Origin of the sequence: Nonomuraea rubra (assembly GCF_014207985.1) — a bacterium.
GTDB classification, from domain to species: domain Bacteria; phylum Actinomycetota; class Actinomycetes; order Streptosporangiales; family Streptosporangiaceae; genus Nonomuraea; species Nonomuraea rubra.
In genome coordinates this window covers 6,930,389-6,946,513 of record NZ_JACHMI010000001.1, presented here as the reverse complement: position 1 = coordinate 6,946,513, position 16,125 = coordinate 6,930,389, and the positions used below count along the sequence as shown (strand labels likewise).

Here is a 16,125-nt window from a genome sequence, read left to right as displayed (position 1 = left end):
CTCCTCAGGAGCGATGGACGGCGATGTCGCCGTAGTCGGTGTGGGCGCGAACCTCGACGACCGGGTCCGTCTCGCCGGGGGCGTCGCTGGATGCGAGGGAGACGTCGACCGTGCCGTACTTGGAGCTCACGTCCAGCCATGCGGCGGTGCCCCGGCGGATGCCCAGGTCGAGGCTGCCGCCGGTGGTCTCCATGACGATCGAGCCGGAGGCCGCCTCGCCGATCCGCACGTCGGCGTACGCGGTCTTGGCGGTGACGCCGGCCAGGGGCCGCTCGACGGCGACGTCGCCGTGGGCGCTGGTGAGGCGCAGGTCTCCGGTCACCTCACCCAGGCGGATGTCGCCGTGGGAGTTCTTGACCGCGGCGGTGCCGTCGATGCGGCCGGCGTCGATGTCGCCGTGGTTGTTGGTGAGCTCCGCGTGCCCGCGGGCGCGGGTGACGGAGATGCCGCCGTGGGTGTTCTTCAGGCGGAGCCGGTCGGCCTGCTCGACCTGGAGGTCGCCGTAGGAGGTGGACAGCGACACCTCGCCGAGCGGGCCCCGGCACACGACGGTGCCCGCCGTCCTGACGTCGAGGCGGGAGCCGGACGGCAGGTCGATCGTCACGTCGATCGAGCCGGGGCCGAGCAGCAGCGAGCGGGCCCAGTCCGCGGGCGACTCGACCAGTTTGCCGAGCGACAGGCCCCAGTCGGCGGCCGGGCCGGCGTGCTCCTTGTCGGTGCGCACCAGGAGCCTGCCGCTGGCGTAGTCGACCTGGGTGTGCCTGGCGGCCTGCACGTCGGCGTCGTTGTGGGGGTCGCTCGGGCGGACGTCGACGACGGTGTCGGCGCGGTCGCCGGCGTTGATCCGGATGGTGGCGGTCGCCGTGTCGAGGACGGCGGCGATGGGCTCAGAGGTGTCGAAGGCCGGCATACCGATCCCTCCGTCGTGGGTTGTCGTGGTCATCAGCGCACCCAGCCGCTGTAGCGGTTGCCGGACCGGTGCGCGGAACGGTTGCCGGCGGCGGGGTCGAGCGCGGCGGAGACGGCCCGCACCAGCCAGGCGTTGACCGACAGCCCGTCGCGGGCGGCGGCCTCCTCGATGCGGGGCTTGAGGTGCTCGGGGACCCGGAGCGAGATCCGGGACGTGCCGCCCTCGTCGGCGTCCGGTGGCGGGGGCAGGGGCGGTTTCTCGGCCCGGCCGGTCTCGCTCTCCTCCGGCGGCCGGGTGGCCGGGGGTGGTGTCACGACGAAATCGGGATCGCGGCCGCGCAGGCGTACCTCGACCGAGCCGGGGCTGAGGTCGTGCGTGATCTCGTCCGCGGCGGCGGACAGGGCTTCGAGCAGCGCGAGCCGGGTGGCTGATTCGAGCGTCGCGGCGAGACGTTCGGCGAGTGCGCGAGCCTCCTCGCCGCCGGCTCCCGCCGCGATGGCGAGCTCGCGGCGGAGGTGATCCACATACGGCGCAAGATCCATGACGTCATAGTGGCATCATTATGACGTCACTTCAACCTTGCTGGCGACGGAGGTGACGTCGTTTTGACGTCATCGCGCCCGCGCCGTGCTGGGGATCCGACCCCGCGCGTCCCGCCCCGGGGTGCTGTAAACGTCGCGTCAGGGATTCCTGGGTCGCGCGTCGAGATCGCGTAGTGATCGCGGAATGTGTCCGGAAACGGTTCTAGCGTCCCTCCTGCACGCCTTCGCAGGAGGGACGCAGCTGTGTAGAGATCTGCCCTGTGATGGTGCAGGCCCAAATCGAGCGGACGGCCGGATCGGCGGTTACGCGTCCCAGGTGACCGGGAGGCTCTTGACGCCGTAGATGTCGGCGATCTCCGGTCGCAGGGCGACTTGTTCGGCGGGGACGGCCAGGCGGAGGGTGGGGAAGCGGGTGAGCAGGGCGGGGAAGGCGACGCGCATTTCGACGCGGGCGAGTTGCTGGCCGAGGCATTGGTGGATGCCGTGGCTGAAGGCGAGGTGGCCGCCGTGCCGGCGGTGGATGTCGAGGGTGTGGGGGTTGGGGAAGCGGTGGGGGTCGCGGTTGGCGGTGTTGAGGGAGAGGATGACGGTGGTGCCGGCGGTGATGGTGTGGCCGGCCAGGTCGACGTCTTCGAGGGCGACGCGGAAGAACTGTTTGGCGACGGTGAGGTAGCGCAGGAGTTCTTCGACGGCCTGGTCGGTGAGGGTGGGGTCGGTGCGCAGGGCGGTGAGCTGGCCGGGGTTTTGCAGCAGGGCGAAGGTGCCCAGGGCGAGCATGTTGGCGGTGGTGTCGAAGCCGGCTGACAGCAGGATGAGGGCCATGCCCTGGAGTTCTTCGTCGGTGAGGTCGCTGTCGAGCAGGTCGCTGAGCACGTCGTCGGTGGGGTGGGCGCGTTTGGCGGCGACCAGCTGGGCGAGGTACTGCTGGGTCGCGACGTAGGCGGTGCCGACTTCTTCGTCGCTGGCTTCGCCGCCGAGGAAGGCGTCGATGTTGTGCTGGAAGAAGTCGCGGTCTTCGTCCGGGACGCCGAGCAGTTCGCAGATGACGATGGCGGGGATGGGTTTGGCGAAGGCGGTCACCAGGTCGGCTCCCGGGCCGGCCTTCTGCATGGCGTCCAGGTGGTCGGTGGTGATCTGCTCGATGCGTTCGGTGAGCAGCCGCATCCGGCGGACGGTGAACTTGCCGACCAGGGGTTTGCGGTAGCGGCCGTGCTGGGGTTCGTCCATCAGCAGGAATTCGCCGGGCGGTGCGGGGGGCACGTCGATGTCGCCGTAGTCGATGAGCGGGTGGTGTTTCATGAATTCGCGGCGGGAGCTGAAGCGGGGGTCGGCGAGGATCTGCCGGGTCAGGTCGTAGCCGGTGACGATCCAGCCCTGGTGGCCGTCGGGGAAGGCGAAGCGGCTGATCGGACTCTGTTCGCGGGCGTCGAGGAGCTCCTTGGGCGGGTCGAAGGGGCAGCCGGGCCGGCGGGTGGTGGGCATCGCGGCGAGGGTGTGGGTCATGAGGGCTCCTTAGGAGATCTTGCGGCGGTAGGTGGTCATGGCGAAGGCGTAGGCGACGGCGAGGATGCCGGCGCACCAGCCGAGGGCGATCCAGATGTCGGTGCCGGCGGGTGGCCGATCAGGTCATCGCGATGTCCAGGCGGCGGCGCATGCCGCCGGAGTAGGTGGCGACCTTGCGGCCGCCGGCGTCGGTGAGGGAGAAGCGGGCGAGCAGGTCGTCGGCGATCTGGCCGGGGTTGTTCAGGTGGCGTAGCCGGGCGACCAGGATCAGGTTCTCGCGGCCGGTGAGGATGTCGTCCACGGCGGCGAACTGGCCGGTCAGGCTGATCGACTCGCGCACGTTCGAGGAGTGGGTGCTCACGTCGAAGCCGTTGACGCGGGCGGTGCCGGCGTCCGGTTTGAGCAGCGTGGCGAGGATCTTCACGGCGGTGGTCTTGCCGGCGCCGTTGGAGCCGAGCAGGGCGAAGATGCTGCCGGGCGCCACCTCGAAGGTCACGCCGCGTAGCACGTGCAGGTTCTGGTAGGACTTCTCCAGGCCGTGCACCTGGATGGCCATCTGGGGTGGGGTCATTGCTGTGTCCTGTCGTGTTGCGCGGCGCGGGTGATGGCGCTGGTGAAGCGCTCGCGCTCGCGTCTGCGGTAGTTCTCCGGCAGCGCCTTGACCCGGGCCTTGTAGGTGCGCCAGCGTTTCTTGTCCTCCAGGGATCCGGTGACGAGTTCCAGTGCCTGCTGCAGGCGGCTGCGCGGCTCGTTCGAGCCCATGGAGCGCCCTCCGTCCAGCTACTTGGTGGTGCTGACTACCGGTACAAAGTAACACCGACTACCGGTACTTAGCAACACCGGATAGTGGGGAGGTGGGCCGGAATCTTGAGTGGGGGCGGCCTGATCGCTGTTCGTGAGCGAGTCCGCCGTCCCTGGGGCGAAGACGGTTGTGTCGGCTCTGTTCATGGCGTCAACCATCGCCGCAAGCGCTGACACCGGGCCGTCGCCGCGCTGACACGGACGCCGGCGCGACACCGCGACAAGTTTCTTTAGTGCTGGCCTGGCGGGCCTCCCTGTGGCCCAGTGCTCTGATGGCCGTATGGCCGTCCGGGTCACGTCAATGGACGCGCGGGTGCGGGCAACTGGACGGCGTTCTTAGGGCGGATGGGCATGGCGCCACCTCCACGGATGCCCTGGTGCTGAGCGCGTTCAGCGTGGTTCACGCGGGGCCTGGGAAGCCGGCGGCGAAGGCTCTCTTGAGGTAGTCCCACGCGGAAGCACTGAGAACCCCCTTCGTAGCCGCCTCGGTGCCCTTGGTGCCGATCTTGTCGTACAGGGCGGCCAGAGCACTCCTGTCGCCGTTCACCAGCTCCACCACCGCCTCGGTACCACGCTCGGCATGCACGCCGGCCTCCGCCGACAGGTCCCTGAGTCCGCTCAGCCGGTGCGCGAAACCCTCGTGACCGAGCTCCCGGTGCCGAGCTTGGAACTGGGTGAGCTGTCCGGGGGTGAAGTGCCGGGCTTGCATCGTGGCCTCCATGATCGCGATGAGCTGGTCGATCGATGGTCGCTGTGCCTTCCGCAGCGTTTCGACGATGCCGAGCAGCCGACGGCGCAGGGCGTGCTGGCTGGCAAGCCGGCGTTCGACCAGCCTGAGCTGGGTCTGGATCGTCGCCTGGAGATCGGCGCCGTTCAACGCGTCGGCGATCCCGCCGAGAGGCAGGCGCAGCTCTCGCAGCGCCAGGATCTGGTAGAGCCTGCGCACGTCGTCGCTGGTGTAGACGCGATGCCCCGCAGCAGACCGCTGGGCGGGGCACAGCAGGCCGATCTGGTCGAAATGGCGCAGGGTCCGGACGGTCACGCCCGTGGCGGCCGCGAGGTCGCCGATCTTCCAGGTTCGTACGTCCACCTCGCCGAAGGTAGATGCTGACGTCGCGTCAGGCACAAGCCTCGGTTCGAGACCGGTGACATCGCCGGCGTTGATCATCCTGGTGGTGTGGGCGTGATCAGGCTGGACGGGTGCCCGGCAGGATCTCCAGGCGGATGTCGTCCTCTTCCTTGACGACGAAGGTCCGGCCGAACCCGGCGGCCCATTCGGCGGAGGTGGTGGCGGGAATCAGGTAGTAGGTGTCGCCGCGGACGATCAGCAGGCGCAGGCCCAGGTAGCGGTGCTTGTACCTGCCTTGGGCGAAGGGCTGGTGCTCGACGTTGAGAGCGTTGAGGGCCAGGGTGTCCTCGGTGTAGAGGGCCACCTGAGGGCGGTCGTCGAGGGTGTCGATGACCGTCGCGGCCGAGCGCGCACCGCGTTCGGCCGCGTACAGAGCTGCCGTCCACAGCAGGCAGAAGATCGAGACGGTGGCGGCCGCGGCGAAGGCGACGCGGCCCAGCGGGGTGCCGCGTGACGGCCAGGTGAGCAGCAGCGGCCCGACGATGACCAGAGCAAGCAGCAGGTAGGTGTTGACGGTCAGCAGGTGCAGGGCGGCCATCGCCAGGGCCAGGGCGGCGGATGTGATGACGGCGCCGGAGATGGCGCTGTTGCCCACCACGCGTACGACGCGCCGCGAACGGGCGGCGGCGCCGAGGGCGCGCAGTCGTGAGGGGAGGCGTGGCAGCAGGGTCGCGCGGTGCGTGGCTGCGGCCAGGAGCAGCGCCAGCGCCGCCATCCACGGCAGGAACGCCGGGGAGAACAGGTTGAGCCCGTACAGCGCGTACTCGTCGGGACTGTAGTTCAGATCGGTCGGCTTGAGGGAGAAGGGCCGCAGGTAGCCGTCCAGGTAGGCCCAGCCCATGTAGATGAGGACGGCCCCTGACGTGGCGAGCAGCAGGGTGATCAGCCCCACCGCGTCGAGGGGCCGGGGCGGTTCGGACCGGTGCTGCTCGGATCGGGCTTGCTCGGGTTCGGACAGATCGGCTGTCATGGCGACGTGGTCGCTTCCGGTACCGGCTCGGACGCGGTCCCGTCCGATACCGGCGCGGAATCGCTCACCGAGGGGGAGGGTGAATCCACCGGCGGTGTCGTCGACGGCTGCGGAACGGTGATGGTGGGGCTCGCACTGCGGGATCGCCGCACCGACGGGCACGGAACCGACACCGGGTCTCCGCCCCCGGTCGGGCACGGAGGCGGCGTACGCACCCGGTTGGACCGCTTGGGACGCCTCGATGGAGAGGTCTCGCCATCGGGTGATGGGGACGCGGTCACGGTGACCGTGGCCGACGGCGATTCGGCATCACCGCATCCGGCCGTTCCGGCGAGCATCGCTAACGCGCCCGCCGTCATGAGAGTCATCGCCCGCGACCACCCCACGCGCACCCCCTTCGCCCACACGGTCATCTGCGTTCAGGCCCCGCGCGTTACGGGAGAACAGTCCGATAAGCAGGGGGGATTTCGTGTCGTAACGACACAAACACGACCTGGGAGGCGTGGTGGGGGTGGGCGGTGGAGAACGTACCCCTGGATACCGAACCGGGAGACTACGCATTCCGGCGGGCTCTCATGAGAGGTCAGGGGAGCCGGCCAGGACCCGTTTCCGGGACCTGGCCGCACCCAGGACGAGCCGCATCCCTGCTCAGCATGACGGCGAACCCGTCGAGATGGCGTGCCAGGATGTAGTCGAACATCCCGTCCAGGTCCGACACCGTCTCCTGGGGAAGCATGGCCAGGAGCGGGAACTGCCCGGTGCTGAGGAGTTCGTCGGCCCGCTTGCGCTGGATCAGCCACCACCCGTCGAGCGTCACACCGGTCTCCTGCTCGGCTTCGGACTCCTCCGCCATCGACAGCGCCACGGTGTGGACCAGCGCGGGCAGCGTGAGCGCCTCCCGGACCCGCGTCTCCAGGGGCAACTCGAGCTCGTCGAGCGCGCGCAGGGTCCACTCGGTATGGGCCATCATGTTGGGCACCAGCAAGGGGCGGGTGAACGAGACGGCCCTGGGCAGCCAGAGGTGTCGCCGCGACAGCTCCCATTGCAGGCGGGCGACCAGTTCCAGCTTGGCCCGCCACCCCTCCGGCCCCGGGACGGGCAGCTCCGCTTCGCCGAAGACCTCGTCGGCCATCTGCGTCACCAGTTCGTCCTTGCCCGTGACGTGCCGATACAGCGACATCGGGCCCGCGCCGAGCTCGGCCGCGAGCCGCCGCATGGACACCGCGCCGAGCCCTTCGGCGTCGGCGATCGCGATGGCGGTGCGCAGGACGTGCCTGCGGTTCAGCGAGCCCTTGGGGACACCGGCCTGCCGCGCCGCCGGAGGCACAGCCGGACCGACCGGCCGCTCCTCCCGGCTCGCGCGTGCGCTGACCACCGTACCGGCGCCGACCTTCGCCTCGACCAGCCCCTCGTCACGCAGGGCCGCCACGACCTTGGTCGCGGTCGCGACCGCGACACCCCATCGCTGCGCGATCTGCCGGATGGACGGCACCCGATCGCCTGGCCGCAGCTCGCCGGCCAGAATCCGGGTACGGAACTCCGCGACGATGCGCCGGTAGGGCGGATCCGGACGTTGCGTGGCCGAGGTCATGAGTGCCTTCCCATCCTCTGACGGTTGTCGCGCGCTTGCCTTCAATGTACTAGTTCATTAGCCAGCACACTAGTGCACTTTATGGCGCAGATGAGCGGGAATTCCGTGCTTCCGGCACGAGGCGGAAATACGATGTACGCATGACATCTGATACACCGTACGCATTCATGCATGGTCGGTGAAGGCCGCATGAACCAGTTGGGGAGCCGGTTGTCCCTCTCGCATGCCGAAGTACGGTCGTGGCACCGGCCGCTCACGATCATGGTGGCCGCCATGTCCGCATTGGTCGTCGTCGCGTGCGTCGGTCTCTTCGCCGACGGCCGCGAGCTCCTGCAAGAGTCGATCTGGGCCAAGCCGCTGAAGTTCGGCGTGTCGTTCGTCATGTACGGCGCGACGCTCGCCTGGCTGATCCCGAAACTGCGCCGGGCGCGGCGCACGATGTGGACCGTCGGAACGGTCTTCGCCGTCGCCGGGCTGATCGACGTCGGTTTCATCGCGGTGCAGGCCGCCCGCGGCACCTTCAGCCACTTCAACGCCGGCACCGACACGTTCAACCAGATCGGGCAGCAGGTCTTCTCCACCGGTGTGTTCGGGCTGTTCGGGGCGAGCCTGACCGTCGCCGTCATGCTGCTGTTCCAGCGCATCGGTGATGCGGCACTCACCTGGGCCCTGCGTGCCGGGGTCGGGCTGGCTGTCCTCGGCATGGCGCTGGCGTCCTTCATCACCGGGTGGACCTCGTCGGCCGGGCCCCGCACGGTCGCGGACGCCTACGGCGATCCGGTCCCGCTGGTGGGCGGACACGGGGTCGGGGCACCGGACGGCGGCGGCATGCCGATCACGAACTGGAGCACCACAGGCGGCGACCTGCGCGTCCCGCACTTCATCGGCCTGCACTCCATCCAGGTGTTCGTGCTCACGGTGCTGGTTCTCACCGCCCTCGCGACCCGGATCGGCCTGCTACGTCACGAACGCGTACGCGCCCAGCTCACCGGGGTCGTCATCCTGGGCTACGGCGCGCTGTTCACCATCACCGCCTGGCAGGCACTGCGCGGCCAGTCGCTGATCCACCCCGACGCGGCCACCTGGACCGCGCTCGCGGCGACGGCCGTCATGACCGCGCTGGCGGCGGCCCTGGCCATCACGGCGGCCCACCGCAACGAGGCGGCCCGCCGCGCCGAGGCGGTGCGCCGAAGCAAGCTCGTCCGCCGCAGGAAGGCGGCACGACCGTGAGCTACGTGCTACGGATCCGGGCTCCGGGCAGACCGTGGAGTGGTGAGCTTGCTCCGCTTCGACGTGGTGGTCAGACCGCTGCGGCGGCCTCGTGGACAGCGGGGGCGTCCGGGGCAGGCTAACTCCGGAGAGCGTCGCCTGTCTGCCGGCCTTCGCGCCAGCCCTCGCGGCGGGCGAGCCTGCGTGCCGTCTGACAGAAGGCGGTCACCGCGGGCCCTCCGTCTGGTCGCCAGAAGAGCCGCAGCTCGATGGAGGGCAGTACGTCCGTGACCGTCAGGTACGCGATGCCACCCGGGAGCTGCCTGCCGAGGGAGCGGGGCAGCAGCATGAAGCCGTCGGTGCGCAGGTTGACGTTGAGGTTGCGCAGGCCGGGCAGGGGGTTCTCCCAGACCTCGAAGGTCTCACCCGTGCTGCTCAGCGCGGCGAGCACCGCGTCGTGATAGCGGGGAGCGTACCGCCGGGGGAAGAAGCGCAACGTCTCGCCGCGCAGGTCGCGCAGGCTTACGCTCTCGCGACCCGCCAGCCGGTGATCGGTGCTGACCATCACGACGAAATCCTCCCTGCGCAGGGTCTCGAAGCGGAAGCCGGCGGGCGTCGGCAGATGCCTGCCCAGCAGTACGTCCAGATCGCCGGCGGAGGCCTCGTCCGTGAGCTCGACGTCCCAGCCCTCGCGGGCGTGCAGGTGGATGCCGGGATGGCGGGCGCGCATGGCGGTGAACAGCTTCGGCATCTCCTCGAAGGCGGTCGTGACGGTGTAGCCGACTCGTACGACGCCGCGGTGGAGGTCGGCGGCCTGCCGGGTGGTCTCGACCACCCGTTCGGCGTCGGCCAGCACCCCGCGGGCCCCGTCCACGAACACCTGCCCGGCCTCGGTGAGCCGGGTCGGACGGCGGTGGAACAAGCGGACGCCCAGTTCACGCTCCAGCTCCCGGATCTGGCGGCTGAGCGGTGGCTGGGTCATGTGGAGTCGTTCGGCGGCGGCTTCGAAACCGCCGGCGTCGGCGACGGTGATCACGTAGCGCATGAGCCGCAGATCCACTGACATGCCTCCAAGGTATGTCGCCGGTCCCAACCGGACTTGGCCATGCGGCGGTTCGCCGGGGGAGCATGGGTGCGAATCCCCGGATGATCGGCAAGAGAGGCGTCTTGGCATGCGCGACAAGCGGGAGTGGTCGCCGACTCGGCGGCAAGTGATCACGGCCGGCGGGCTGGGCGCGGCGGCGGGTGTGCTGCCTGCCGAGGCGGTCCACGCCTCGGCCCCGATCCCGGCGCGGACCGTGCCTGACGATGTGATCACCCGAACGATCCCGGGCACCCGTGAGCGGCTTCCGGCGATCGGGCTGGGCACGTTCATGACGTTCGACACCGTGTCGGACCGAGGACGGGAGCGCATCCGTGAGGTGGCGCGGCGCCACTGGCAGGAGGGCGGCAGGGTGTTCGACGTCTCGCCGCTGTACGGCAGGTCGGAGGTGAACCTCGGCGACTTCGCCTCCGAGATGCGGATCAATGACCGGATGTTCCTGGCCAACAAGATCTGGGCCACGGGCGATCACCTCTGGGACGACGGTCACGCCGCCGACAGCCTGCGCCGCACCGTCAAGCGCCTGTCGCTGGACAAGCCGGTGGACCTCATGCAGTGTCACAGCCTGACCAACGTGGACGTGATCATCCCGCTGCTGCACGCCTGGAAGAAGGAGGGCCGCATCCGGTACCTCGGAGTGACCCATCACGAGCCCACCTACTTCGGCGTGCTGGCGAGCTGGGTGGAGCGGGCGGAGGTCGACTTCGTACAGGTGCACTACTCCATCCACACCCGCGCCGCCGAGGAACGCGTGATCCGCGCGGCGGCCGACCGGGGGGTCGCCGTGCTGGTCAACATGCCGCTGGAGAAGGCGAGGCTGCACAAGATCGTGGAAAACCATCAGGTGCCGGACTTCGCCAGGGAGCTTGGCATGGACACCTGGTCGCAGTATTTCCTGAAGTGGGTGATTTCGAATCCGGCCGTCACCTGCGCCCTCCCCGCCACCACGAACCCCGCCCACCTGGCCGAGAACGTTGCCGCCATGCGTGGTGAGCTGCCCGACGCCGAGACCCGGGACCGCATGGTACGTCACATGGAGACGATTCCCGGCTTCGATGAACTCGCCACGATGCCGTGGTATCCAGGCAAGACCTTCAACGGCCTCGTATCCACCGCCCAGGCCGCTGTACGGAAACGCAGCCCCTGGTGGCCGTCGTGAGCTGGGCTTGGCGGCGCTTGATCCGGCCGGTCCGGCAGCGGGGTCACGTCGGAGTCGTCGGAGGAAGCTCGAAGACCGCGGGAGCGGCGTTGTCATGATCGACGTCCAGCAGGGTGCGAAGGTGACGCACGCCGAAGATCAGCACCCTGTCGGTGCACTGCGTACGGTGCGGGCCCATCGTTCGGCGAACGCGTCCACGGGTGGCGCGCGTCCCTCCCGGAGAGGTGCGGTTACTGTACGTCCATGCCCCCCTCACACAGCACCATCATCGCGGTGACCATCACGCTGCTGATCGCAGGATGCGCGACCCAGGGGGCCGCCTCGAAGCCTGCGCCGACGACCGCGCCACCCTCCACCGGCCCGAGCCCTTCGGCCGCGACGGCGCCCCCGGCTCCTGCCGCGACTTCCGCCTTCTGCCTTGACCTGACGACCTTCCAGATCGGCGTCCTGGTCTGGCGTAATGACGTGCTCGAAGAGGTCAAGCAGGGCTCACCCGACCTGAAGGGCCTGCAGCAGAGGGCCGTCATGATCGAGTACATCGGCGAGAAAATGCAGGAAAGCGCGCCGGCCGACATCGCCAAGCAGCTCCGTGCGGTCCGCAAGGCCATCGCCGCCTCCGCCAAGGCGCTGAAGCCGGGGCGGAACGTCCGCGACGTCATCGAGCCCCTGTACAACAAGCGGATCACGCCCGCCTTCGACGCCGTGGACGCCTACCAGGGCTGCCCAAGAAATTCCTGATCAGCGCGCTGCCGTTGGCCTACGCCTGTGACACGCCATGCACAGGGGCGCGAGTTCGGCGGCGGCAGTGTAATAGCCGCTCGCCCGCAGCGCTCCGCACCCGCGGCTCACCAACTCGGTCAGCTCGTACAGAGCGGGCTCTTCCAGAGCCGAGGGCGCGATGGAGAGCAGGGCGCGCAGGTGAGGCATCAGTCCCTGCCAGGCGGGTCAGCCGGAAGGGATGTCGGGTCGCCTGCCGGCCGCCGTGCCGCGTACGAGGGCGATCGCGACGGTGGTGATCATCGGCGTAACGTGCGTGCGGCTCGCCTCAGCGACCAGGGGATGGACGACCAGCGTGGAGGATGCTGCCCCGGCGGACACGCGGGCCTCGATGAGGCCCATGGAGCTCAGCGCCTCCAGCCCCGGCCACACGTTGTGCTCGCCGCCGCAGATCTCACCCAGCGGTGTGTCCCCCAGGAGTGCGGCGTCGATCTCCACTGCGGGAGCGAGACAGGCGATTGACGGCCCGGCACCGCTGTCACCGAGGACCTCAGGGATGGGGCGTCCAAAGCCAGAAGGTAGTCAGGGAAGGTCCTCTCGGTGGAGAAGGGAGAAGCAAGGTGGTTACCGGCGTGAGACAGCGCCAGCGGCAACCCACTCAGCCGCCTGGCCACCATGCCGGCCTGCGCCGGCGTGCCGGCGTGTCCGGCAAGATCCAGCAGCATTCTCGCCCCGTCGTCCTCGTCCAGGCACAAAGCGTGGTGAACCCGGCCGCCGCCGTACTACCGCGGCATGTATCACCCGTCTGCCAGCACAACCCGCACGGCCTGAACCGGGACACCATGCACTGGGGGCACGCGACCAGCCCCGACCTCGCGCACTGGACGCAACGGCCGATCGCCCTGGAGCCGGGAGTGCACAACGCCACCCTGTGGTCGGGCGGCGGCTGGGCCGACACCCGCAACGTGACCGGCCTGAAGAACGGGGATCACGACCCGATCCTGCTGTTCACCACCATCAACGGCGTCTCCATCGCCTACAGCACGGACGGAGGCCACCGCTTCCAGATGTACGGCGGCGGAGCAAACCAGTCATGGAGCCATCCGATGTAGGGCTCCCGTCGGCCGGGTACGACGTCCCGGGAACGTGTCGTCCTGCCCGGCGAGCACAGGACAGTGCCGCCTCCGGATGAACTCGAGCATGCGGCCGGCGCCGTGCCCTCGCCGGCGCTGTCCGTTGAATGGTGTGACCTGTCGAGGAGGGTCTCTGGGCCGGACGCCTACCTGCCGATGGGCGTCACCGCGGTCCTGTCCACGATCCCGGCGTAGCGCGCAGCAGAATGCTTCCGCCGGAGGTTCGATGACCGGCGTCGACTCGCCGCTTCGAAGATCTGCTCCGTGGCCGGCACGGAGGTCTGATCCTTCTCCGGCCCCGTACAACGCGGCCACCAACCGGCTCGCCGAACCCGACACTTCACTCAGGGCCTGGCCACAGACGGGTCTGTGGTCCCGCACGCGCACACCTTCGACGTACGCATCGAGGTGAACGTGGACCCGGTGGTCGACTCGCGCCGGCGCGTCGTCCCGGCCCGCCCCCGTGTCTCTGGAACCAGTTGACGTCCCCGGCCGGCTACCTGCTCCGCCCTCGTCAGGGGTCACGACAACATGATCTCGGAGTTTGCGCCCCAAATGATCACACCTGGCCGCGTCCGAGGGTGCTCTGGCGGGGGATCAGCCGGTGGTCGGCGAGCAGCTCGACGCCGGCAACAGGCTGGGGGCTGCTGATCCGCATGATCAGCCGCTCGACCGCCAGCTGGGCGATGGCGGTTTTGTCGGGGGAGATCGTGCTGATCGTGGGGTTGCTGTAGCGGCCGTCCTCGATGTCGTCGTAGCCGATGATGGCGATGTCCTCGGGAACGCGCAGCCCGCGCTCCAGGACGGTGTGGATGGCGCCGGAGGCGACCAGGTCGCTGTAGCAGAACACAGCGTCGGGCGGGTCATCGCGGTCGAGGAGTGCGGCCATCGCGGTCGCGCCGTCGGCCCGGTTGAACCGGGGGGTTCTGATGATCAGTGACTCGTCGATCGGCAGCCCGGCCGCGGCGTGCGCGTTGCGAAAGCCGCGCGTGCGCAACTGGGCCGCTTCGCCGGTCGCGTACGGCTGGTCGCCGATGGCCGCGATGCGTTTGCGGCCGAGTGAGAGCAGATGGGAGACGGCATCCTGCGAGGCGGCGACGTCGTCGATCCCGATGTGGTCGAACGTGCCGTCGCAGACCCGTTCGCCGAGCACGACCAGGGGCAACGAAGGGTCGCGCACGGACAGGTCCTCCTGGGACAGTCCGAGCGGGCTGATGATCATGCCGTCGAACAGGAAGCCCCGGGAGCCGCGCCTGATGAGCTCGCCCTCGTGCTGCCGGTCGCCGTCGGTCTGGTCGATGAGGACGTTGTAGCCGCTCTTGCGCGCGGCCGGGATGATGGCCTGCAAGAGTTCGGCGAAGTACGGGGTGTCCAGATACGGCACGACGACCGCGATCTGACCGGAGCGGCCGTTGGCGAGGTTGCGCGCGAGCACGTTCGGCCGGTAGCCGAGCTCGGCGATGGCGCGCTCGACCTTCTCGCGGGTGGCCGCCGTCACGTGGGCGTAGCCGTTGACCACGTTCGAGACCGTGCGGGGTGAGACCCCGGCAAGCTCGGCAACGTCACGCAGCGTGGCGTCCCGCACGAGGTGCCTCCTGGGTGTAGGGGGCACTCATGTGCCCTGAGGTAACGATCATATTTCGGAGACATTGCCTCTTGCCAGAGCCCGAGGGTCGGTGCATAGTCCTTTGCAGCGCTGCAAATGCCAACATACAACACACCTTGCCTGGCGTGGGAGCTCCCCTCTCCGCGTCATCCGCCGCGCGAGCGCGACATTGCATGCTTCATCCCGCCGAGAACCTGTCCGGTGGCATCGACGGCCACGGTCCTCCGGATTGTTCCCGGCCGAGTGCGCCCGTAGGCGAGCGTGCAGGAATCGTCGTGCGCACCGCCGCGCGGATCGCAGGCCGGCAAGTTGACCCAGGAAGGCCGGAACATTGAGTTTTAGGAACAAGATAGCGCTTCGACGTCTTGTGGTCACGGTGTCCATCTCGTCCATCGCCCTTGGTGCGGCCGCCTGCGGAAGCGGTGAGGACAGCGGTGGCACCTCCGCCAAGGCCAAGCCGACGAACTGCACGAACAAGATCGTCCGTCCGGACGCCACTCGAGTCTCGGTCTGGGCCTGGTACCCGAACATGGCCAAGGTCGTCGACAACTTCAACAACGCTCACACCGACGTGCAGGTTTGCTGGACGAACGCTGGTCAGGGCGCTCCGCAGTACGCCAAGTTCCAGACGGCGATCGCGGCGAAGAAGGGCGCGCCCGACGTCATCATGCTGGAGAGTGACCAGCTGGTCGGCTTCGAGATCCAGGACGCCCTGGTCGACATCAGCGCCTATGGCGCCAACGAGGTGAAGGCCAACTTCAGCGACGGCGCCTGGAAGGACGTCTCGCAGGGCGAAGCCGTGTACGCGATCCCGGTCGACGGCGGCCCGATGGCGATGATCTACCGCACGGACGTCTTCGAGAAGTACGGGATCAAGACGCCGCCGAAGACCTGGGCCGAGTACGCCGAGGCCGCCGCGAAGATGAAGGCCGCGGGCGGCCCGCTCTTCGGCGATCTCGGCAGCAACGTGCCGGCCGTGGTGACCGCCCTGATGATCCAGAAGGGCGCCAAGCCGTTCACCTACGACCTGGCGAACAAGCAGAACATCACCATCAAGCTCGACGACCAGGCCACCAAGGACGTGCTGAACTACTGGGCCGACCTGGTCAGCAAGAAGCTGGTCGGCACGGCGGACCAGTTCACCACCGACTACATCGCCGGTGTCGTCAACGGCAAGTACGCGACCTACGTCTCCGCGGCCTGGGCTCCCGGATACCTGACCGGAGCCGGAGTGGGCAGCGGCGCGTCGAAGGGCAAGTTCGCCGTGGCGCCGCTGCCCCAGTGGGATGTCAACGCGCCGGTCTCGGTGAACTGGGGCGGCTCCGCCTTCGCGGTGACCTCGCAGGCCGCGGACAAGAAGGCCGCGACCAAGGTCGCGATGGGCCTCTACGCCGACGACGCGTCGCTGACCGACGGCTGGAAGACGCAGACCATCTTCCCGCTGAACCAGAGCGTGCAGAAGTCCGACGCTTTCATCAGCAACAAGGTCGAGTTCTTCAACGGCCAGACGGCGAACAAGGACATCTACATCCCCGCGGGGGACGCCTACCAGGGCGCCACGTACAGCCCCTTCACCGTCTACTACTACGCCCAGCTCCAGGCGCAGATCGTGAAGATCAACAGCGGGAAGACCACCGGCGACCAGGCGGCGACCGAGCTCCAGGACATCATGGTCAAGTACGCCAAGAGCCAGGGCTTCATCGTTCAGTGATCCGCCGACCGGACGGGCGCCCGCTGCTCTGCTCCTCCGCAG

16 protein-coding genes are annotated in these 16,125 nt (G+C 68.9%); 5 read left to right on the top strand and 11 right to left on the bottom strand.

Going from position 1 to position 16,125, the window contains the following annotated elements:
• Positions 1 to 4: 4 nt before the first annotated feature.
• The 8 genes from HD593_RS31745 to HD593_RS31710 all read right to left on the bottom strand — a co-directional run bounded on the left by HD593_RS31745 (position 5) and on the right by HD593_RS31710 (position 7,446).
• The gene (locus HD593_RS31745; RefSeq protein ID WP_185105645.1) at positions 5 to 943 is read right to left on the bottom strand and encodes a DUF4097 family beta strand repeat-containing protein; all 939 of its coding nucleotides are present in this window, start codon (positions 941 to 943) and stop codon (positions 5 to 7) included.
• Positions 943 to 1,452 carry a toxin-antitoxin system HicB family antitoxin gene (locus tag HD593_RS31740; RefSeq protein WP_185105644.1) on the bottom strand — a complete coding sequence of 170 codons (510 nt, stop codon included), beginning with the start codon at positions 1,450 to 1,452 and terminating at the stop codon, positions 943 to 945. Before HD593_RS31740 ends, HD593_RS31745 begins: the two co-directional genes overlap by 1 nt.
• A gap of 303 nt (positions 1,453 to 1,755) precedes the next feature.
• The gene (locus tag HD593_RS31735) at positions 1,756 to 2,955 is read right to left on the bottom strand and encodes a cytochrome P450 (protein ID WP_185105643.1); all 1,200 of its coding nucleotides are present in this window, start codon (positions 2,953 to 2,955) and stop codon (positions 1,756 to 1,758) included.
• A gap of 118 nt (positions 2,956 to 3,073) precedes the next feature.
• A complete protein-coding gene (locus HD593_RS31730) occupies positions 3,074 to 3,526 on the bottom strand; it encodes an ABC transporter ATP-binding protein (RefSeq protein ID WP_281402484.1) in 453 nt (150 codons plus the stop codon).
• Positions 3,523 to 3,717 (bottom strand): hypothetical protein, encoded by a 195-nt coding sequence (locus HD593_RS31725; protein ID WP_185105642.1) that lies wholly within the window; start codon positions 3,715 to 3,717, stop codon positions 3,523 to 3,525. The genes HD593_RS31730 and HD593_RS31725 overlap by 4 nt, the downstream gene beginning before the upstream one ends.
• Positions 3,718 to 4,156: 439 nt before the next feature.
• Positions 4,157 to 4,846 (bottom strand): MerR family transcriptional regulator, encoded by a 690-nt coding sequence (locus HD593_RS31720; RefSeq protein WP_221525092.1) that lies wholly within the window; start codon positions 4,844 to 4,846, stop codon positions 4,157 to 4,159.
• Between the two features lie 97 nt (positions 4,847 to 4,943).
• Entirely contained in the window at positions 4,944 to 5,855 is a 912-nt protein-coding gene (locus HD593_RS31715) for a hypothetical protein (RefSeq protein WP_185105640.1), read from the bottom strand.
• Between the two features lie 583 nt (positions 5,856 to 6,438).
• Entirely contained in the window at positions 6,439 to 7,446 is a 1,008-nt protein-coding gene (locus tag HD593_RS31710; RefSeq protein ID WP_185105639.1) for a GntR family transcriptional regulator, read from the bottom strand.
• Between the two features lie 273 nt (positions 7,447 to 7,719).
• On the opposite strand from HD593_RS31710, the gene HD593_RS31705 reads away from it, so the two are divergent.
• Positions 7,720 to 8,676 carry a hypothetical protein gene (locus HD593_RS31705; RefSeq protein ID WP_185105638.1) on the top strand — a complete coding sequence of 319 codons (957 nt, stop codon included), beginning with the start codon at positions 7,720 to 7,722 and terminating at the stop codon, positions 8,674 to 8,676.
• Positions 8,677 to 8,794: 118 nt separating this feature from the next.
• Here the strand turns inward: HD593_RS31705 and HD593_RS31700 are convergent, their stop codons facing one another.
• Positions 8,795 to 9,721, bottom strand: coding sequence for a LysR family transcriptional regulator (locus tag HD593_RS31700; RefSeq protein ID WP_185105637.1), 927 nt, complete (start codon positions 9,719 to 9,721; stop codon positions 8,795 to 8,797).
• Between the two features lie 106 nt (positions 9,722 to 9,827).
• Here HD593_RS31700 and HD593_RS31695 point away from each other — a divergent pair, with 106 nt between their 5' ends.
• Both HD593_RS31695 and HD593_RS31690 read left to right on the top strand, forming a co-directional pair.
• Positions 9,828 to 10,916 carry an aldo/keto reductase gene (locus HD593_RS31695; protein ID WP_185105636.1) on the top strand — a complete coding sequence of 363 codons (1,089 nt, stop codon included), beginning with the start codon at positions 9,828 to 9,830 and terminating at the stop codon, positions 10,914 to 10,916.
• A 273-nt stretch (positions 10,917 to 11,189) separates the two neighbouring features.
• Positions 11,190 to 11,654, top strand: coding sequence for a hypothetical protein (locus tag HD593_RS31690; RefSeq protein ID WP_185105635.1), 465 nt, complete (start codon positions 11,190 to 11,192; stop codon positions 11,652 to 11,654).
• A 207-nt stretch (positions 11,655 to 11,861) separates the two neighbouring features.
• Here the strand turns inward: HD593_RS31690 and HD593_RS31685 are convergent, their stop codons facing one another.
• Positions 11,862 to 12,131 carry a hypothetical protein gene (locus HD593_RS31685; protein ID WP_185105634.1) on the bottom strand — a complete coding sequence of 90 codons (270 nt, stop codon included), beginning with the start codon at positions 12,129 to 12,131 and terminating at the stop codon, positions 11,862 to 11,864.
• Between the two features lie 134 nt (positions 12,132 to 12,265).
• On the opposite strand from HD593_RS31685, the gene HD593_RS63665 reads away from it, so the two are divergent.
• The gene (locus HD593_RS63665; RefSeq protein ID WP_221525091.1) at positions 12,266 to 12,745 is read left to right on the top strand and encodes a glycoside hydrolase family protein; all 480 of its coding nucleotides are present in this window, start codon (positions 12,266 to 12,268) and stop codon (positions 12,743 to 12,745) included.
• A gap of 580 nt (positions 12,746 to 13,325) precedes the next feature.
• Here the strand turns inward: HD593_RS63665 and HD593_RS31675 are convergent.
• Positions 13,326 to 14,351 carry a LacI family DNA-binding transcriptional regulator gene (locus HD593_RS31675; protein ID WP_185105633.1) on the bottom strand — a complete coding sequence of 342 codons (1,026 nt, stop codon included), beginning with the start codon at positions 14,349 to 14,351 and terminating at the stop codon, positions 13,326 to 13,328.
• 397 nt (positions 14,352 to 14,748) lie between these two features.
• Here HD593_RS31675 and HD593_RS31670 point away from each other — a divergent pair, with 397 nt between their 5' ends.
• The gene (locus tag HD593_RS31670; protein WP_185105632.1) at positions 14,749 to 16,083 is read left to right on the top strand and encodes an ABC transporter substrate-binding protein; all 1,335 of its coding nucleotides are present in this window, start codon (positions 14,749 to 14,751) and stop codon (positions 16,081 to 16,083) included.
• Positions 16,084 to 16,125 lie beyond the last annotated feature (42 nt).